Origin of the sequence: Streptomyces sp. NPDC050743, assembly GCF_044456925.1 — a bacterium.
Taxonomy (GTDB): Bacteria; Actinomycetota; Actinomycetes; order Streptomycetales; family Streptomycetaceae; genus Streptomyces.
In genome coordinates this window covers 244966-263750 of sequence record NZ_JBITGJ010000001.1, presented here as the reverse complement: position 1 = coordinate 263750, position 18785 = coordinate 244966, and the positions used below count along the sequence as shown (strand labels likewise).

At 71.8% G+C, this 18785-nt stretch carries 18 protein-coding genes; 14 read left to right on the top strand and 4 right to left on the bottom strand.

From position 1 onward, the window contains the following. Positions 1-119: 119 nt before the first annotated feature. Positions 120-851 carry an SseB family protein gene (locus tag ACIBJF_RS01255; protein WP_399171564.1) on the top strand — a complete coding sequence of 244 codons (732 nt, stop codon included), beginning with the start codon at positions 120-122 and terminating at the stop codon, positions 849-851. Here ACIBJF_RS01255 and ACIBJF_RS01250 read toward each other — a convergent pair whose 3' ends face one another. Continuing rightward, positions 852-1208, bottom strand: a complete 357-nt coding sequence (locus ACIBJF_RS01250) for a DUF1844 domain-containing protein (protein ID WP_399171563.1) — start codon at positions 1206-1208, stop codon at positions 852-854. Between the two features lie 341 nt (positions 1209-1549). Here ACIBJF_RS01250 and infC point away from each other — a divergent pair, with 341 nt between their 5' ends. The 7 genes from infC (at position 1550) to pheT (ending at position 8990) form a co-directional block, all read left to right on the top strand. Continuing rightward, positions 1550-2212, top strand: a complete 663-nt coding sequence (gene infC, locus ACIBJF_RS01245; RefSeq protein ID WP_078630469.1) for a translation initiation factor IF-3 — start codon at positions 1550-1552, stop codon at positions 2210-2212. Between the two features lie 115 nt (positions 2213-2327). Further along, the gene (gene rpmI / locus ACIBJF_RS01240) at positions 2328-2522 is read left to right on the top strand and encodes a 50S ribosomal protein L35 (protein ID WP_003977225.1); all 195 of its coding nucleotides are present in this window, start codon (positions 2328-2330) and stop codon (positions 2520-2522) included. 97 nt (positions 2523-2619) lie between these two features. Then, positions 2620-3003 (top strand): 50S ribosomal protein L20, encoded by a 384-nt coding sequence (gene rplT / locus ACIBJF_RS01235; protein ID WP_004002577.1) that lies wholly within the window; start codon positions 2620-2622, stop codon positions 3001-3003. Positions 3004-3170: 167 nt separating this feature from the next. Further along, positions 3171-4031 carry a TrmH family RNA methyltransferase gene (locus ACIBJF_RS01230; RefSeq protein ID WP_399171562.1) on the top strand — a complete coding sequence of 287 codons (861 nt, stop codon included), beginning with the start codon at positions 3171-3173 and terminating at the stop codon, positions 4029-4031. 50 nt (positions 4032-4081) lie between these two features. After that, a complete protein-coding gene (locus ACIBJF_RS01225; RefSeq protein ID WP_399171561.1) occupies positions 4082-5218 on the top strand; it encodes an ATP-binding protein in 1137 nt (378 codons plus the stop codon). Positions 5219-5346: 128 nt separating this feature from the next. After that, positions 5347-6468 (top strand): phenylalanine--tRNA ligase subunit alpha, encoded by a 1122-nt coding sequence (gene pheS / locus ACIBJF_RS01220; protein ID WP_399171559.1) that lies wholly within the window; start codon positions 5347-5349, stop codon positions 6466-6468. Further along, positions 6468-8990 carry a phenylalanine--tRNA ligase subunit beta gene (pheT, locus tag ACIBJF_RS01215; RefSeq protein ID WP_399171557.1) on the top strand — a complete coding sequence of 841 codons (2523 nt, stop codon included), beginning with the start codon at positions 6468-6470 and terminating at the stop codon, positions 8988-8990. The genes pheS and pheT overlap by 1 nt, the downstream gene beginning before the upstream one ends. A gap of 108 nt (positions 8991-9098) precedes the next feature. On the opposite strand, the gene ACIBJF_RS01210 is transcribed toward pheT, so the two are convergent. Then, on the bottom strand, positions 9099-11495 hold the full coding sequence (locus ACIBJF_RS01210; protein WP_399171556.1) for an ATP-binding protein: 2397 nt from the start codon (positions 11493-11495) through the stop codon (positions 9099-9101). A gap of 188 nt (positions 11496-11683) precedes the next feature. Between ACIBJF_RS01210 and ACIBJF_RS01205 the strand changes: the two genes are divergently transcribed. From ACIBJF_RS01205 to ACIBJF_RS01185, 5 genes are all read left to right on the top strand, one after another. Further along, entirely contained in the window at positions 11684-12139 is a 456-nt protein-coding gene (locus tag ACIBJF_RS01205) for a carboxymuconolactone decarboxylase family protein (protein ID WP_351804302.1), read from the top strand. Positions 12140-12186: 47 nt separating this feature from the next. Next, positions 12187-12657, top strand: coding sequence for an iron chaperone (locus ACIBJF_RS01200; protein ID WP_399171555.1), 471 nt, complete (start codon positions 12187-12189; stop codon positions 12655-12657). A 186-nt stretch (positions 12658-12843) separates the two neighbouring features. After that, entirely contained in the window at positions 12844-14007 is a 1164-nt protein-coding gene (locus tag ACIBJF_RS01195; RefSeq protein WP_399171554.1) for a PP2C family protein-serine/threonine phosphatase, read from the top strand. Between the two features lie 102 nt (positions 14008-14109). Beyond that, the gene (locus tag ACIBJF_RS01190) at positions 14110-15450 is read left to right on the top strand and encodes a transcriptional regulator (RefSeq protein WP_399171553.1); all 1341 of its coding nucleotides are present in this window, start codon (positions 14110-14112) and stop codon (positions 15448-15450) included. A 65-nt stretch (positions 15451-15515) separates the two neighbouring features. Continuing rightward, positions 15516-16052 carry an NUDIX hydrolase gene (locus ACIBJF_RS01185; protein ID WP_228618736.1) on the top strand — a complete coding sequence of 179 codons (537 nt, stop codon included), beginning with the start codon at positions 15516-15518 and terminating at the stop codon, positions 16050-16052. A gap of 21 nt (positions 16053-16073) precedes the next feature. Here the strand turns inward: ACIBJF_RS01185 and ACIBJF_RS01180 are convergent, their stop codons facing one another. Together ACIBJF_RS01180 and ACIBJF_RS01175 are read right to left on the bottom strand one after the other, a co-directional pair. Further along, the gene (locus ACIBJF_RS01180; protein WP_399171552.1) at positions 16074-16331 is read right to left on the bottom strand and encodes a hypothetical protein; all 258 of its coding nucleotides are present in this window, start codon (positions 16329-16331) and stop codon (positions 16074-16076) included. Positions 16332-16524: 193 nt separating this feature from the next. Then, positions 16525-17385: a 3-hydroxybutyryl-CoA dehydrogenase gene (locus ACIBJF_RS01175; RefSeq protein ID WP_399171551.1), complete on the bottom strand. Its 861-nt coding sequence runs from the start codon at positions 17383-17385 to the stop codon at positions 16525-16527. A gap of 169 nt (positions 17386-17554) precedes the next feature. On the opposite strand from ACIBJF_RS01175, the gene ACIBJF_RS01170 reads away from it, so the two are divergent. Then, positions 17555-18784, top strand: a complete 1230-nt coding sequence (locus ACIBJF_RS01170) for a glycoside hydrolase family 10 protein (protein WP_399171550.1) — start codon at positions 17555-17557, stop codon at positions 18782-18784. Position 18785 lies beyond the last annotated feature (1 nt).

The window sequence follows — 18785 nt, the reverse complement described above, 5'->3', positions numbered from 1 at the left end:
CCCGTTAGCCGGACGTGAGATCCGGGTCAGGGAAAGCTGAGATTCCTGTGAAAGCGATGACGGCACTGTTTCCGGCCCCGCACAAGGCCTGCAGCTTCCCCCCTATAGGGTCGGTGACCGTGGCGAACAAGAACATTCCCGACCCCGGCTTCTCCGACGACGACGGCTCCGCCGACCCCCGGCTGAGCGCCGCGCTCGCCGCCTGGGCCGAGGACCGCGGCGCCCTCGGGCCCGTCCTGGAGGCGCTCAAGGGCGCCCGCCTGCTGGTCCCGGTCGTCGCCGTGCTCGGCGAGGTCGAGGAGGACGAGAACGGCATGCGCCGCGAGAAGACCAGCGACATGGCCGTGCCCACCCTGAAGGCCGGCCACCGCACCGCCCTGCCCGCCTTCACCTCCACCGACTCCCTCGCCCGCTGGGACCCCGGGGCCCGCCCGGTCGCCGTCCCCCTGCACCAGGCGCTGCAGGCCGCCGCCCACGAGAAGGCCGACACGGTCGTGCTGGACCTCGCCGGACCGGTGCCCTTCGAGCTGACCGGCCCGGCGCTGCTCGCCCTCGCCGAGGGCCGCACCAGCGCCGACCCGCTCGCCGACCCGGCCGTGATCGAGGCCGTCCGTACGGCGGTGGCGGCGGAGCCCGCCGTGCTGCGCGCCCACCTCGGGCCCGGACAGGCCGACGGCACCCTCGCCCTTGTCCTCGACCCGAACGCCCCGCCCGCCGAGGCCGCCCGCGCGGTCGCCGAGCGGCTCGCCGCCGACGAAACACTGAGGGCCCGCCTGGTGCGCGGCCTCGACCTGGCACTGCTGCCGGCCGGGACCACGCCTCCGGGCGAGCCCCTGTACGTGAAGGGATAGCTAGCCGTAGACCGGGCCGGTGTACTTCTCGCCCGGTCCCTGGCCCGGCTCGTCCGGGACGATCGACGCCTCGCGGAACGCCAGCTGCAGCGACTTCAGGCCGTCGCGCAGCGGCGCCGCGTGGAAGGAGCTGATCTCGGTCGTGCTCGCGTCCAGCAGGCCGGCGAGCGCGGCGATCAGCTTGCGGGCCTCGTCCAGGTCCTTGTACTTCTCGCCCTCCTCGCTCAGCCCGAGCTTCACGGCGGCGGCGCTCATCAGGTTGACGGCGACCGTCACGATCACCTCGACGGCGGGGACCTCGGCGATGTCCCGGGTCATCGCGTCGAAGTCGGGGCTCTCAGGAGGGGTCTCACTCATGCCCCACACGATAAGCGGTTCCCGCTTACGGGTTCTCGATTAGGCCTTGTCAAGCGATCCTGGTAACCTGGTTGACGACCGGCCGAACATTCAAGTGTGCGGCCCACAAGTGGAGGCTCCGATCTCCCACCTGACCGTCCCCCGGGACGGCGGGTCACCCGGTCAGGCGGCCACCATCGTTCCGTACGGACGATGGAGTCGCCCGAGAGTGCGCCCCGCGGTCACCGCGGCGGTGCTCCGGTAGCCATTGGAGCCCCGCCTGTGATCGTCCGGGGCATTTTTTCTGCTTCGGCGCGGTTAGGTCTACTGAACAGACATACGCGGCTGTCCGCCAGACAACCGTGTGGTGCTACCGAGGAGGATCCATCAGCGCCGAGCCCCGCATCAACGACCGGATTCGCGTTCCCGAGGTGCGACTTGTCGGTCCCAGTGGCGAGCAGGTGGGCATCGTCCCGCTCGCTAAGGCACTGGAGCTTGCGCAGGAGTACGACCTGGACCTGGTCGAGGTCGCGGCGAACGCCCGTCCGCCCGTGTGCAAGCTCATGGACTACGGGAAGTTCAAGTACGAGTCGGCCATGAAGGCCCGTGAGGCGCGCAAGAACCAGGCGCACACGGTCATCAAGGAGATGAAGCTCCGGCCGAAGATCGACCCGCACGACTATGACACCAAGAAGGGTCACGTCGTCCGGTTCCTCAAGCAGGGCGACAAGGTCAAGATCACGATCATGTTCCGTGGTCGCGAGCAGTCCCGTCCCGAGCTGGGCTACCGACTGCTGCAGCGTCTCGCGGAGGACGTCCAGGACCTCGGTTTCGTCGAGTCGAACCCGAAGCAGGACGGCCGAAACATGATCATGGTCCTCGGTCCGCACAAGAAGAAGACCGAGGCCATGGCCGAGGCCCGGCAGGCGCAGGAAGCCCGCAAGGCGGAGGCGAAGGCCAACCCCGGTCGTTCGCAGAACCCTGCCGAGGCCGAGGCGTCCGCCGAGGAGCCCGCCGAGGCGTGATCCCGGGGGACCTTCAGGTCCCCGAGGATGTAACCGATACAAGAGAGCGACGCTCCACCGTGCCCGGTTTCGCGACCGGGCACCGGAGCGCCACCGACGAGGAGATAACGGCGCTATGCCGAAGAACAAGTCGCACAGCGGTGCCAGCAAGCGCTTCAAGATCACCGGCTCCGGCAAGGTGCTCCGCGAGCGCGCCGGCAAGCGCCACCTGCTCGAGCACAAGTCGTCCCGCGTCACGCGTCGCCTCACCGGCAACGCCGAGATGGCCCCGGGCGACGCCGCGAAGATCAAGAAGCTTCTCGGCAAGTGACCTGCGGCGCCGTCTGAGCGCCGTACGTCTGGACCGGGACCGAATCGTTTCCGGGTCGTGTGAGTACCCCCACGGCCCCGCTACAAGGAGTTAACAAGTGGCACGCGTCAAGCGGGCAGTCAACGCCCACAAGAAGCGCCGGGCGATCCTCGAGCAGGCCTCCGGCTACCGCGGTCAGCGTTCGCGCCTCTACCGCAAGGCCAAGGAGCAGGTCACCCACTCGCTGGTCTACAACTACAACGACCGCAAGAAGCGCAAGGGCGACTTCCGTCAGCTGTGGATCCAGCGCATCAACGCCGCTGCCCGCGCCAACGGCATCACCTACAACCGCTTCATCCAGGGTCTGAAGGCCGCGAACGTCGAGGTCGACCGCAAGATCCTGGCCGAGCTGGCCGTGAACGACGCGGGTGCGTTCGCCGCGCTCGTCGAGGTCGCGCAGAAGGCGCTGCCGTCGGACGTCAACGCGCCCAAGGCCGCGTGACGCTGCGCTGGCTTTGAGCCGACGCTCACTGGACCCGCAGGCTTTTACGGCTTGCGGGTCCTGTTGTTGAGGTCCCTCGGCCGTCGTTCGGCCGCGGGCGCGTCGTGGTCGCTCGCGCAGTTCCCCGCGCCCCTTTGGGGCGCCACAAGTTTCCGAAGGTAACAAGGATGCCCCCCGTCTCTCCCGAGCTCATCTCCCCGCAGTCCGCCCGTGTCAGCGCAGCGCGGCGGCTCGCCAAGCGGAACTTCCGGGGCAAGGACCGGCTGTTCCTCGCGGAGGGGCCGCAGGCCGTCAGGGAAGCGGCCGGGCATCGAGTCGACGGCACCCCCACCCTCGTCGAGCTGTTCGCTACCGTCGAGGCCGCCGAGCGGTACGCCGACATCATCGGGGCCGCGCGTGACGCGGGCGCCCGGGTGCACCTCGCGTCCGAGGACGTAATCGCCGACATCTCCACCACCGTCACCCCGCAGGGGCTGGTCGGGGTGTGCCGGTTCCTGGACACGCCCTTCGAGGACATCCTCGCCGCCCGGCCGAAGCTGGTCGCCGTGCTGGCGCATGTGCGGGATCCCGGGAACGCCGGGACCGTGCTGCGCTGCGCCGACGCCGCCGGCGCCGAGGCGGTGATCCTCACCGACGCCTCCGTCGACCTGTACAACCCCAAGGCCGTACGCGCCTCCGTGGGCTCCCACTTCCATCTGCCGGTCGCCGTCGGCGTGCCCGTCGAGCGGGCCGTCCAAGGGCTGAAGGACGCCGGGGTGCGCATCCTGGCCGCCGACGGGGCGGGGGACCGCGACCTGGACGAGGAACTGGACAAGGGCACCATGGGCGAGCCCAGCGCCTGGGTGTTCGGCAACGAGGCCTGGGGGCTGCCGGAGGAGACCCGCGCGCTCGCGGACGCCGTGGTGCGCGTGCCGATCCACGGCAGGGCCGAGAGCCTGAACCTCGCCACCGCCGCCGCCGTATGTCTCTACGCGTCGGCCCGTGCACAGCGCGCCTCCGGAGGGTGCCGCTCCGTCACCCAGAGCTAGTAGGGTGACCAGCTCGGGGCCCTGCGCCGTCTGAGAGGTGGGGTACGGGGATGAGTGTGGCCGGCACGAGCGCCACGCCGGAGGGGCGGGACGCCTGGCGTACGCCCGCGTCCCGGCACGCCGACCACGGCTACGGCCTCGACCCCGACCAGCTGCCCGACGGCCTCGTCGTCGCCGACGAGCACGGCCGCGTCGTCTGCTTCAACGCCGCCGCCGCGCGGATCACCGCCGTGCGCCCCGCCGACACCCTCGGACAGCCGCTGGAGAAGGCGCTGCCGTTGGAGGATCTGGAGGGCCGCCGCTGGTGGCAGCTCACCGATCCCTACGGAGGACTCGCGATCCGGGTGCGGCAGCCGGAGCGCAATCTGCTGCTGCCCGGCGGGCGGGAGGTGCTGGTCTCCGCCCGGTACGTGCGGGAGCGGCCCCTGGGGCCCGTCCGGCGGGTCGTCGTCTCCCTGCGGGACACCGAGGCCCGCCGCCGTACCGAGCGCAGCCATGCCGAGCTGATAGCGACGGTCGCCCATGAACTGCGCTCGCCCCTCACCTCCGTGAAAGGCTTCACCGCCACCCTCCTCGCCAAGTGGGAACGCTTCACCGACGACCAGAAGCGGCTGATGCTGGAGACCGTCGACGCCGACGCCGACCGGGTCACCCGGCTCATCGCCGAACTGCTCGACATCTCGCGGATCGACTCCGGGCGGCTGGAGGTGCGCCGGCAGCCCGTCGACATCGGGGCCGCCGTCTCCCGGCACATCCAGGCCTACGTCGCCGCCGGCCAGCCCGCCGACCGTTTCCTGCTCCGCATCGAACAGCCGCTGCCCGCCCTGTGGGCCGACCCCGACAAGATCGACCAGGTGCTCAGCAACCTGATCGAAAATGCCGTGCGACACGGCGAGGGAACCGTCACCATGGACGTGACGCCCTGCGCATCCCCGCGCGAGGGCGAGGAAACCGGCACGTCGGTCACGGTGAGCGACGAGGGTCCCGGCATCCCGGAGGAGTCCATGAACCGCGTCTTCACCCGCTTCTGGCGGGGCAGCAAGCGCGGCGGCACCGGCCTCGGGCTGTACATCGTCAAGGGCATCGTCGAGGCCCACGGCGGCACCATCACGGTCGGCCGCGCCCCCGGCGGCGGCGCCGAGTTCCGATTTACGTTGCCCGTGGCCGCGCCGGCGTATCTCGCCTAGCGGCCCACGGGCCATTCGTCTATCTCCACCCCGTTAGACTCGACCTTTGGCACCTTTGTGTCCTTCACGCGGCCCTCGCGAGTCGGTGACGGGGACCATCCGCCAGCTAATCGGAAGCACGGGAAGAGATGTCGGCACCCAATAAGTCGTACGACCCTGTAGAGGTCGAGGCGTTGAAACCGGAAGAGATCGAGCGCATGCGGGACGAGGCGCTCGCCGCCTTCGCCGCCGCGGACTCCCTCGACGCGCTCCACGAGGCCAAGGTCGCCCACACCGGCCCCGCCTCCCCGCTGGCCCTCGCCAACCGCGAGATCGGCGCCCTGCCCCCGCACGCCAAGGCCGAGGCCGGCAAGCGCGTCGGCATGGCCCGCGGCGCCGTGAACAAGGCGCTCGCCGCCCGGCAGGCCGAGCTGGAGGCCGAGCGGGACGCCCGCGTGCTGGTCGAGGAGGACGTCGACGTCACCCTGCCGTACGACCGCGTCCCGGCCGGCGCCCGCCACCCGCTGACCACGCTGTCCGAGCGCATCGAGGACATCTTCGTGGCCATGGGCTACGAGGTCGCCGAGGGCCCGCAGGTCGAGGCGGAGTGGTTCAACTTCGACGCCCTGAACATCGGCCCGGACCACCCGGCCCGCGGCGAGGCCGACACGTTCTTCGTGCAGGGCCCGGACGGTGGCACCGAGTCCGGCGTCGTGCTGCGCACCCACACCTCGCCCGTGCAGATCCGCTCGATGCTCGACCGTGAGCTGCCGGTCTATGTGATCTGCCCCGGCGTCGTCTACCGCACCGACGAGCTGGACGCCACGCACACCCCGGTCTTCCGCCAGGTCGAGCTGCTCGCCGTGGACGAGGGCCTGACCATGGCCGACCTCAAGGGCACCCTGGACCACATGGTCCAGTCCCTGTTCGGCGAGGGCATGAAGACCCGGCTGCGGCCGAACTTCTTCCCCTTCACCGAGCCGAGCGCCGAGATGGACATGCTCTGCTACGTCTGCAAGGGCGAGTCCGTCGGCAACCCCGACCGGCCCTGCCGCACCTGCTCGTCCGAGGGCTGGATCGAGCTGGGCGGCTGCGGCATGGTCAACCCGCGGGTGCTCACCGCCTGCGGCGTCGACCCGGAGAAGTACAGCGGCTTCGCCTTCGGGTTCGGCATCGAGCGGATGCTGATGTTCCGCCACAACGTCGAAGACATGCGAGACATGGTCGAGGGTGACGTCCGGTTCACCCGGCCGTTCGGGATGGAGATCTGATGCGGGTCCCGCTTTCTTGGCTGCGGGAGTACGTCGACCTGCCGGCCACGGAGACCGGCCGCGACGTCCAGGCCAAGCTCATTTCGGCCGGCCTGGAGGTCGAGACCGTCGAACAGCTCGGCGCCGACCTCACGGGCCCGCTCGTCGTCGGCCAGGTCCTGACGATCGAGGAGCTGACGGAGTTCAAGAAGCCGATCCGCTTCTGCACCGTCGACGTTGCCCAGGCCAACGGCACGGGTGAGCCGCAGGAGATCATCTGCGGTGCCCGCAACTTCGCGGTCGGCGACAAGGTCGTCGTGGCGCTGCCCGGCGCCGTGCTGCCCGGCGACTTCCGGATCGCCGAGCGCAAGACCTACGGCCGGGTCTCCCGCGGCATGATCTGCTCCAGCGGCGAGCTGAACATGGGCGACGACGGCACCCACGGCATCATCGTGCTGCCGCCGGAGACCGAGGTCGGCAAGGACGCCGTCGAGCTGCTGGAGCTGGTCGACGAGGTCCTGGACATCGCCGTCACCGCCAACCGCGGCGACTGCCTGTCCATCCGCGGTGTCGCCCGCGAGGCCGCCATCGCCTACGGTCTGCCGCTGCGCGACCCGGCCCTGATCGACGTGCCGGCCCCGAACGCCTACGGCTACCCCGTCCAGGTCTCCGACCCCTTCGGCTGCGACCGGTTCACCGCCCGCACGGTCACCGGTCTGCGCCCCGAGGCCCGCTCGCCGATCTGGCTCCAGCGCCGGCTGCAGAAGGTCGGCATGCGCCCGATCTCGCTCGCCGTCGACGTCACGAACTACGTGATGATGGAGCTGGGCCAGCCGCTGCACGCCTACGACCGCAAGCTGGTCCAGGGCACCATCGGCGTGCGCCGCGCCGAGGAGGGCGAGAAGCTCGTCACCCTCGACGGCGTCGAGCGCAAGCTGCACGCCGAGGACCTGGTCATCACCGACGACCGCGGCCCCATCGGCCTCGCCGGTGTGATGGGCGGCGCCAACACGGAGATCGCCGACCACGAGGTGACCGAGGACGGGGTGAACGGGACCACCGACGTGGTCATCGAGGCGGCCCACTTCGACGCCGTCGCGGTCGCCCGGACGTCCCGTCGCCAGAAGCTGCTGTCCGAGGCGTCCCGCCGCTTCGAGCGCGGTGTCGACCCGCAGGCCGCCGCGGCCGCCGCGCAGCGCACCGTGGACCTGCTGGTGCTGCTCGCGGGCGGTACGGCGGATTCCGGCGTCACCGAGGTCGTCGCGCCCTCGGCGCCGCACACCATCACCATCCCGGCCGACCACCCGGACAAGGTCGCGGGTGTCGTCTACGGCCGTGAGACGGTCGTCCGCCGCCTCCAGCAGGTCGGCTGCGACGTCTACGGGCAGGACGAGCTGACCGTCACCGTCCCGTCCTGGCGGCCCGACCTGGTCGACCCGAACGACCTCGCCGAGGAGGTCATCCGCCTGGAGGGCTACGAGAACCTGCCCTCCACGCTGCCCAAGCTGCCCTCGGGCCGTGGCCTGACCCACCGCCAGCGGCTGCACCGCCGGGTCGGGCGGGCGCTGGCCGGCGCGGGCTACGTCGAGGCGCCGAACTACCCCTTCCTCGGCGAGCAGGTCTTCGACCAGCTCGGCCTGGCGGCCGACGACCCGGCCCGCCGTGTCGTCAAGCTGGTCAACCCGCTCAGCGACGAGGAGCCCGCGCTGCGCACGACGCTGCTGCCGGGCCTGCTCGGTGCCCTGCGGCGCAACGACGGCCGGGGCTCGCACGACCTGGCGCTGTTCGAGACGGGGCTGGTGTTCCACCCCCGCGAGGAGCAGCGCGTCGCCACGCACCTGCCCGTCGACCGGCGTCCCACCGACGAGGAGATCGCCGTGCTGAACGCCGCGCTGCCCGTGCAGCCGCGGCATGTGGCCGTCGTCCTCACCGGCGCCCGCGAGCAGGCCGGCTGGTGGGGCAAGGGCCGTCCGGCGGACTGGGCGGACGCGGTGGAGGCCGGACGCGCCGTGGCGCGGGAAGCCGGTGCCGAACTGATCCTCCGCAAGGGCCAGTACGGCCCCTGGCACCCCGGCCGCTGCGCCGAGCTGGTGGTCGTCGCCGACGGCGCGGAGCAGGTCGTCGGCCACGCGGGTGAGCTGCACCCGCGCGTGCTGAAGGCCCTGGGGCTGCCCGAGCGCACCTGTGCGATGGAGCTGAACCTGGACGCCCTGGAGGCGGTGGGCGACGGCGTGCCGCAGGCGCCGAGCATCTCCACGTTCCCGGTCGCCACGCAGGATGTCGCCCTCGTGGTCGACAAGCCCATCCCCTCCGGGGAGGTCGAGGCGGCGCTGCGTGAGGGCGCGGGTGAACTCCTGGAGTCCCTCCGGCTGTTCGACGTGTACGAGAACGCCGAGCAGCTGGGCGAGGGCAAGAAGTCGCTGGCGTACGCGCTGCGGTTCCGGGCCGGTGACCGGACGCTGACGGTGGACGAGGCGTCCGCTGCCCGGGATGCGGCGGTCGCCCTCGCGGGCGAGCGGACCGGGGCTGTGCTTCGGGGCTAGTCGCCGTAGGGGTTCTGTGCGCGGCCGGCCGCGGGTTGTCCGTGGCCGGCCGCGCCCCTGCGGCGGAGCCGCATGGTGAACACAGCAGCCCCGCGTCCCTTCGGGGCGCTACCCGGCCGGGACGAGCTGCTGGATGCCCTCCTGCGCCAGCGCCTCCGCGTGCTGGTTGCCGAGCCTCCGGGCCAGCTCAAGGGCCTCGCGGTGCAGCCGTAGCGCCTCGTCCGCAAGGCCCGCGAGGCGGCAGGTCTCGGCGTAGCCGTTGAGGAAGTGGATCTTCCAGTGTTCCTCGAACAGCTCGTCCAGGAGCGCGAAGGCCTCCCGGTGGCTGGCCAGTGCCTCCTCGTACCGGCCCATCTGCCGCAGCGCCACGCCCATGCAGTTGAGGCACCACGCCTGGTTGTTGAGGTGCCCGTCCTCGCGGGCCAGCGTCAGCGCCTGACGCAGTTGGTCCGCCGCTTCCTCGGGTTCCTCTGGGGCGACGGCCAGGCCGAGTGTGATCCGGGCCGTGAGACCGGGCGGCCAGGCGGGGTCGGTGGGCTGCAGGTCCAGCACCACCCGGGCCTGCCGGGCCGCCTCCGTACGGTGCCCCAGCTGGAGCATCGTCCAGGCCTCCGACGCCGCCGCGTGGGCCGCTCCCGTCGGGCAGCCGGCCTGCTCGTACAGCTTCCCCGCCAGCCGGAAGAGCGCGAGCGGCTCCTCGGCCTGTCCCGCGTCCCAGCTCAAGTAGCCGCGCCGGACGGCCAGTTCGGCCTCCGCCCGGGCGTCGCCCGCCTGGGCCAGCCGCAGTCCCGCCGCCTCGTACGCCGCGGCCGCTTCGGCCGTCCGGCCCGCGTTGTAGCGTGCGTAGCCCAGGTCGCTGTGTGCCTCGGCCAGTTGCACCGGGTCGGCCAGGCGCTCGGCGGCGGCCAGCGACCGCTCGAAGAGGACGTTGAGATGCGTGGTGCCGCAGCGCCGCGCGAAGTAGGCCCGCAGGAAGCGCGGCAGCTCGCACACGTGCGCATCGGCCCCGACGGCAGCCGCCGTCTCGAAGGCCGCCATCAGATTGCCGTACTCGGTCACGAACCAGGTGAAGGCCGCGTGCTTGTCCCTGAACTCCGGCAGCTCGGCCGGGCGTTGTCCGGCGGAGGGTGCCCGGCCGGGTGACAGGAACGGCATCGCGGCGTCGGCGGCCGCCGCCGCGTGCACGTAGTAGTCGAGCACCCGGCCGAGGGCGCGCTCCCGGTCGGCCGGCGCGTCCTGTTCCACCGCGGCCCGCCGCGCGTGCTGATGCACCAGGTCGTGCAGCCGGTAGCGGCCCACCGTCGGCTGCTGGACGAGGTGCGCGTCGAGCAGGTCCTCCAGCATCGCCCCGGCGCTGTGCAGCGGCACGTCCGCCAGGGCCGCCACCACGTACTCGTCGAAGGACTCCCCGGGCAGCAGGCCCAGCAGCCGGAACAGCCGGGCCTGGGAGCGGTTCAGCTGGCGTACGGACATCGCCAGCGCCGCGCCGAACGCGACGTCGAACCCGCCCGCGCCCTGCGCCATCCGCTCGGCGAGGACGCCCACGGTCCAGCCCGGCCGGTGCCGCAGCCGCGCCCCGGCCAGGCGCAGGGCCAGCGGCAGATGGCCGCACAGCCGCAGCACCTCGGCGGCGGCGCCGGGATCGCGGGCCAGCCTGCCGTCGGGCCCGTCGGGGTCGCCGCTGGCCCGGGCCAGCAGCCGGGCGCTCTCCTCGGGGCTCAGCACGTCGAGCGAGACCGGGGGCACCTCGTCCAGTCCGAGCAGCCGGTTGCGGCTCGTGATCAGGGCGACGGAGGGACCGGCACCGGGCAGCAGCGGGCGCACCTGCTCGGCGTCGGCGGCGTTGTCGAGGACCACGACGACCCGCCGGCCGGCCAGCTCCGACCGCCAGCAGGCGGCCAGTTGCTCCAGCCCGTCCTGCGGGACCTTCTCGGACGGCACGTCGAGCGCGCCGAGCAGCATGCGCAGCGCGGCTTCGGGGTCGAGCGGCGGCCGGCCCTCGGTGAACCCGTGCAGGTCCACATAGAGCTGCCCGTCCGGGAAGTCGGCGGCGAGCCGGTGCGCGGCGTGCACCGCCAGACAGGTCTTGCCGACGCCCGCCATGCCGTCGACGGAGACCGCCCGATGGCTCGCGACGGCGCCGAGCACGGCGGCGAGCCGCTCCTCGCGCCCGGTGAAGTCGGGCACGTCGCGCGGCAGGTCGTTGCGGGCCGGCGGGCGGCCCTGGCGGGTGCTCTTCGGGGGCGCGGGCAAGGGGTTCGAGGCCCGTTCCCACATCGGGCGCAAGGGGCGGGGGTCGCGCTTGACGAGCCGGCAGAGGGCCACCACGGCGGGCCAGGGCGGCACGGTCTGCCCGTTCAGGTACCGCGACAGGGAGGAGGAGCTGAGGCCGGCGTCACGCGCGAGGGCCCGTACCCCGAGCCCGGACAGCTCCTGCAGCAGACGCAGCCGGGCCGCGAGTTCCTCCTGCGGGTCTGTCGTCGTCGTCCGTGCGTGTGCTTCCACTGTCCCCCCGCTCTCCGTCCCGTTCCGGCTGAAGTCTTCCCAGCCAATTCGCCGCTGGTCAAGGCCCTTTCGGCTGTCCCACGGTGTCCCATCGCCATGGCCCGGGCAGGCCGCTGCGGCTGTCATGGAGTCACGCCCCGACGACAGGGGCACCGACAGCAAGCAAGCCAGTTAAGGAGCAGACCGAGATGCAGTCCCGTATGCAGAACCCCGCCGTCGTCCTGTCCGACGCCATGCAGCCCATCCAGCAGCTCTTCAAGGCCGTGCACTCCGGCGGAGCGGACGAGCAGACGCTGGAGCTGGTGCATCTGCGGGTCAGCCAGATCAACGGGTGCAGCGCCTGCGTCGACGCCGGCGCCAAGACGGCCCGCAAGGCCGGTGTGAGCGACGAGCGGCTGGCCACGGTCGCCGCCTGGCGGGAGGCCCCGTACTTCACCGACGAGGAGCGCGCGGCCCTCGCGCTGGCCGAGGCCGCGACCCGGCTCGCCGACCGTCCCGACGCGGTGAGCGACGAGGTCTGGGACACGGCCGCCACCTACTACGACGAGAAGCAGCTGGCCGCGATCATCCTGATGATCGGCGTCACCAACCTGTTCAACCGGCTCAACGCCACCACCCGCCAGATCGCCGGCGCGTGGGGCTGACACCCACCGTCCCCGCCCACCCCCGCGAGAACCGAAGGAGACCCACTGTGAAGGCCACGCAGAAGACGACCGCGAGGACCGCCGCCACGTCCGGGGGATTCACGGACGAGGAGAGAGCGGCGATGAAGGAGCGGGCCAAGGAGGTCAGGTCGGCGACGCGCGGCGCGTCGCGCGCCGCCAAGGCGGCGGAGGACGAGGCCGCCGTGCTCGCCAAGATCGCCGAGATGCGGGACTCCGACCGGGTCATGGCCGAACGGCTCCACGCCGTGGTCAGGGCCGCCGCGCCCGGGCTCGCCCCCAAGCTCTGGTACGGGATGCCCGCGTACGCCCTGGACGGCAAGGTCGTCTGCTTCTTCCAGAGCGCGGAGAAGTTCAAGACGCGCTATGCGACCTTCGGTTTCAGCGACCGGGCGAACCTCGACGAGGGCACCATGTGGCCGGCCTCCTACGCCCTGAAGGAGCTGACCGCCGCCGACGAGGCGAGGATCGGCGAGCTCGTGGGGAAGGCCGTCGGCTGAGGGCCCAGGAAGCCGGTCACCCCCGCGGCGAGCTGCATAAATGCGGGTTGACCGGCGCGGGCTCACTCGTTCGGGTGGGAACTGACGGCGATCCGGTCTTCCCGGGCCATGCCCTCGACAGAATCGGACCGGCCTTTCGGGGTCGGTCCGTCTGCTCTTTCGGGGCCCACATGGGGGACCAGAGGCATGATCCGCATCAAGGCACGGGCACCCACCGCGCGGCGTGCCGCCCTGCCCATGGTCTGGGGAGCCGCGGCGGTCGCCTACAAGTTCGGCTGCCCGCTCGCCCAGCAGACCGGGCTCGGCGCGCGCATCGTCACCAGCTCCGTCTTCCTCGCCGTCGGCACCGGGCTGATAGCCCATGTCCGCCGCGCGCTGCTGCGGGAGCTGCGGCAGGCCCGCCGGGTGGCGCGGGCCGCGCAGAGCGTCGTACTGCGGCCCCTGCCGCCACGCCTGGACGGGCTGAACGTCGCCGCGGCCCAGCTGTCCGCGGACCGGGGCGCGAGCGTCGGCGGCGACCTGTACGAGGCGGTCGCCACCGAGCACGGGGTGCGGGTGGTGATGGGCGACGTACGCGGGCACGGACTGGCCGCGCTGGGCACGGTCGCCGCCGTCCTCGGCAGTTTCCGTGAGGCCGCCCACGACGAGCCCGAGCTCGGCGGCGTCCTGGGCCGGCTGGACCGCGCCCTCGCCCGGCACCTGCGCGAACGCGCCCGCGCCGAACACCCCGCGAGCGGCGGCCAGGAGCCCGACCACCCGGTCGCCGAGGAGTTCGTCACCGTCCTGCTCCTGGAGATCGACGGCGAGGGTGACCTGCGCGCCCTCAACTGCGGTCACCCGTGGCCCTATCTGCTCTGCGGGACCGGAGTCGAGCCGTTGACGCGCGGCGACCCGCTTCCGCCGCTGGGCCCCTTCCCGCTGCCGACGGCCCTGGAAGCGCGCGCCTGCGGACAGCTGCTTCCCGGCGACTCCCTGGTCCTCTTCACCGACGGCGTGGAGGACGCCCGGGACGCCCGGGGCCGCTTCTTCTCGCTGCCGGACGCGCTGCGCAAGGCCGTACGCGATCAACCGGTGTCACCCCAGAGGGTCCTGCGCGCCGTCCTCACCGCCCTCCTGCACCACACGTCCGGCCGCCCGACGGACGACATAGCACTCCTGGTCCTGCGCAACGACCGAGAAAGAGGCGTGGACGTCAGGGGTGCGGGGACGTGCGCGACCAGCCACGGGCCACCCGCGGCCGACAACGCGACCGTTGGCGACACCCCAGTGGTCGGCCCGGCCAAGCCACCGCTTTTCGAGGGGGAGCCGGCGGCTTGGCCGGCATCTAAGTCAACCGGGGCAGCACGCTGAGCGACAGCGCGTGCACAGCGCGGATGCACGTGTTCCGTTCACACCCCGTGTGAACCGCAGCACACTACGCTGAATCGCACCAGGCCACTCGGGGGGCATCCCATGCAGCCCAACACTCTGCTCGACGCGATCCTGGACGAGGCGGGGATCTCGCACGCCGGTCTCGCCGCCCACGTCAACCAGGCGGGCCGCAGGCGCGGCCTCGCGCTCCGGTACGAACACACCGCCGTGGCGCGCTGGTTGAAGGGCCAGCGACCACGCGGACAGGTCCCGGACCTGATCTGCGAGGTGCTCGCCGCCCGCCTCCGCCGTCCCGTCACCCTCGACGACATCGGCCTGGGCGTGCCCGGCGAGCCCGGCACCCCGCACGCCGGCTCGCTGGGCGGCTTCGTGGAGCGGGCGACCGCCCTGTGGCGCTCCGACGAACAGCAGCGGCCGCATGTGCTGGGCGCCCCCGCCGTCACCGGGACACCGGCCGTCATGCCGGTGTGGGAGTGGGAGAACCCGCCCGAGGACGTCGACGTCTCGCGCGGCGGCCGGCACCGGGTCACCCCGGCCGACATCGAGATGTTGCGCGCCGCGCGGACGCACTACGAGCAGATGTACCGCAAGGCCGGCGGCATCGCGACCCGCACCCGGATCGTCGGCTTCCTGAACGCCGAGGCGGCGCCGCTGCTGCGCGGCAGCTACACCGACGCCACCGGACGCCAACTGCACCGCGCCACCGGCGGGTTGGTGGCGATCGCGGGCATCTGCGCGTACGACTCCGACGCCCACGGTCTCGCCCAGCGCTACTTCCATCAGGCGCTGCGGCTGGCAAAGGCCAGCGGCGACCGGGGACTTGGCGCGTACGTCATAGCGCTGCTGGTCAACCAGTCGCTGTTCATGCGGGAATACCGGCAGGCCGTCGCCTTCGCCGAGGCCGCGCTGCGGGCCGCCGGCAAGCACATCACCCCGGCGCTCGCCTCCGACCTGTACGCGATGCAGGCCAAGGCCTACGCCCACCTCGGCGACTCCGCGGGCGCCCTGTCCTGCATCCGGCGCGCGGAGGCGGCGGCCGAGCGGATCCGGCGCGGATACGAGCCCGACGAGACCGGTTATGTCCAGCCGGGCCTGGTCAATGTGCAGGTGGCCGAGGCGCTGCTGAGCCTCGGCGAGCTGGCCGCCGCCCGGGAGCACGCCGCGGCGGCCGTCGAGAACCCGGCCCACGACCGGGGGCGGGTGCACCGGCTCGCCATGCTCAGCACCATCGAGCTGCGCCAGGGCAACGCCGACAAGGCGGTGGTCACCGCCGTGCAGATGGCGGAGCAGGCACGCGGGATGGAGTCCCAGCGGCTGCGCGACAGACTCCGCGCGGTACGCGAACATCTGGCGCGCTGCGGCTCGGCCGGCACCGCCGAAGCCGCCGAACTCATCGACGGGGCACTGCGCGTACCGCTGTAGGCCCTCTGTAGGTCCACAGTCCCTGCTGCGATATTGCCACTTACTCGGCGGAAGGTGGCAGAACCGTGCAGTGGACGAAGCAGAACGAACAAACTGTGTATGCAAACCGCTGGTTCAGCGTGAATCTCGCAGATGTCGAGCTGCCGGACGGCCGGCACCTGGACCACTTCCTGATCCGGCTGCGGCCGGTGGCCGTGGCCACCGTGGTCAACGAGGCGAACGAGGTGCTGCTGCTGTGGCGGCACCGCTTCATCACCGACAGCTGGGGCTGGGAACTGGCCGCGGGCGTCGTCGAGGACGGCGAGGACATCGCGAGCGCGGCCGCCAGGGAACTGGAGGAGGAGACCGGCTGGCGGCCGGGGCCCCTGCACCACCTCATGAGCGTGGAGCCGTCCAACGGCCTCACCGACGCCCGGCACCACATCTACTGGTCCGACCGGGGCGAGTACATCGGGCACCCCGTGGACGACTTCGAGTCGGACCGCCGGGAATGGGTCCCCCTCAAACTCGTTCCCGACCTCATCGCCCGTGGGGAGGTCCCGGCCGCCAACATGGCGGCCGCGTTACTCCTGCTGCACCACCTCAGGCTCGCCGAGGGCTAGCGGGCCGAGCGGTTCCGGTGCCTAGCGGGCCAGTGCCTGCCAGACCGTCACGACGAGCGCTCCCAGCGTCGTGAGCGCGGCGACCGACGGCAGGGGCCAGCGCGCGTGCTCCAGGGAGACCATCCGGGAGTTCAGCTCGTCCACTTCCTTGGCGGTCTCCTCGGCGCGGTGATCGAGCAGCGCCAGCCCTCCTTCGACACGTGCGTACGCGACGTCGAGGCGGCGACGTAACTCTGCGAGTTCCTCCTGGACCACGGAATGATCGGAATCGTTGGTCACGGTTTCCTTCCTCTCTGTAGCCGGATGTGGTCCGCCACATCCGTTGCATGGGTATGAAGAGTGAACTCTGCTGGTGGGCGCGCGGGGAGCGTGTGCGCGCGGCATATGCGTGCCCGGCGCGCACACGGTGTGTGAAACGACACGGGCCCGGCACCGAGTGCGGTGCCGGGCCCGGAGGCGTAGCTCTGTGTGATCAGCCGTAGGTGTAGAAGCCCGAGCCGGTCTTGCGGCCCAGCCGGCCCGCCTCGACCATGCGCTGGAGCAGCGGGGGAGCGGCGTACAGGGGCTCCTTGTACTCGGCGTACATCGAGTTGGCGATGGAGACGATGGTGTCCAGGCCGATCAGGTCGGAGAGCTTCAGCGGGCCCATGGGGTGGGCGCAGCCCATCTCCATGCCGTTGTCGATGTCCTCGCGGCTCGCGATGCCCGACTCGAACATCCGGATGGCCGACAGCAGGTAGGGCACGAGGAGCGCGTTGACCACGAAGCCGGAGCGGTCCTGGGCGCGGATGGCGTGCTTGCCGAGCATCTTCTCGGCGAAGACCTGGGCGCGGCTGAGGGTGCCCTCGGAGGTGGTGAGCGCCGGGATCAGCTCGATCAGCTTCTGCACCGGGGCCGGGTTGAAGAAGTGGATGCCGACCACGTGGTCCGGACGGGAGGTGGCGACCGCCAGCTTCACCAGCGGGATCGAGGAGGTGTTGGAGGCGAGGATCGCGTCCGGGCGGGTCACCACCTGGTCGAGGACCTGGAAGATCTCCGTCTTCACCGGCTCGCTCTCCACGACCGCCTCGATCACGAGGTCGCGGTCCGCGAACTCGCCGAGGTCCGTGGTGAAGGTGAGCCGCGCCTGCGTGGCGTCCCGCTCCTCCTCGGTGATCTTGCCGCGCTCGGCAGCCTTGGCCAGGGAGCTGAACAGCCGGGTACGGCCTATCTCCAGGGCCTCGCCGGTGGTCTCGGCGACCTTCACGTCCAGTCCCGCGCGGGCGCACACCTCGGCGATGCCCGCGCCCATCTGGCCGCAGCCCACGACTCCGACGCGCTCGATGTCGGTCACATCGTCCCCTTCGCTGTTCTCCTGCTCGCTGGCAGGACCTCCGGGTTCGGCGCCTGCTCCGATCGAGCACGTTACCGTCAAGTATCGATGATCGATCGGCGGGGTGGGGGCATCCTGGGGCGCGGAACGATCCGTGACGGTGCGGATCCGGAGCGTATGGGGTGTTCGGATGGGGCATCTGGCACGTCGGACCTTCGCCCTGGCGGCACTGTCGGCGCTGGTGACGGCGCCGGGTCCGGCGGTCGCGGGCTATCGCCGGCCCCGTGCGGCCGCCGCCGAGATGCGGGGCGTGTGGCTCGCGACCGTGTCCAACCGGGACTGGCCGTCCCGGCCCGGGCTCCCGGCCGCCGCGCAGCGGCAGGAGCTCATCGCCCACCTCGACCGGGCGGCCCGTGACCGGCTCAACACGGTGATCTTCCAGGTGCGGCCCACCGCCGACGCCCTGTGGCCGTCCCCGTACGAGCCCTGGTCCGAGTACCTCACCGGCACCCAGGGCCGCAGCCCCGGCTGGGACCCGCTGGGCACCGCGGTGCAGGAGGCCCACTCCCGGGGTCTGGAACTGCACGCCTGGTTCAATCCGTACCGGATCGCGAACCACACCGACCGCAGCCGGCTGGCCGCCTCGCACCCGGCCCGCAGGCACCCCGACTGGGCGGTCCCCTACGGCGGGAGGCTCTACTACAACCCCGGCCTGCCCGAGGTCCGCGCCTTCGTCCAGCAGGCGATGCTCGACGCGGTCGTCAGATACCCGGTCGACGCCGTCCACTTCGACGACTACTTCTACCCGTATCCGGTCGCGGGGCAGACCTTCGACGACGACGACGCCTACGACCGCTACGGCGGAGACTTCTCCAGCCGGGCCGCCTGGCGGCGTGACAACGTCGACAGGCTGGTGCAGGAGATGGCCGCCGGCATCGGCAGGGTCCGGCCCGGCACCCGGTTCGGGATCAGCCCCTTCGGGGTGTGGCGCAACGCCTCGGCCGACCCGCGCGGTTCGGACACCCGGGCGGGCGTGCAGACGTACGACGACCTGTACGCGGACACGCGCACCTGGGTGCGCAGCCACTGGATCGACTACGTCGTCCCGCAGCTGTACTGGCACATCGGCTTCGCCGCCGCCGACTACGCGAAGCTGGTCGAGTGGTGGGCGGCGGTCGCGAAGGGCACGAAGACGCACCTCTACATCGGCGAGGCCCTGTACCGGGCGGGGGCCGCCGGGCAGCCCTCGGCCTGGCAGGACCCGGTCGAGCTGTCCCGGCACCTCACCCTCGCCGCCGGCTACCCGCAGGTGCGCGGGCATGTGTTCTTCGCCGCCGCGGACGTGGCGGCCGATCCGATCGGGGCGATGTCACGCGTGATCACCGACCACTACGGAGGAGCGGTGAAGCCACCGCGGTGAC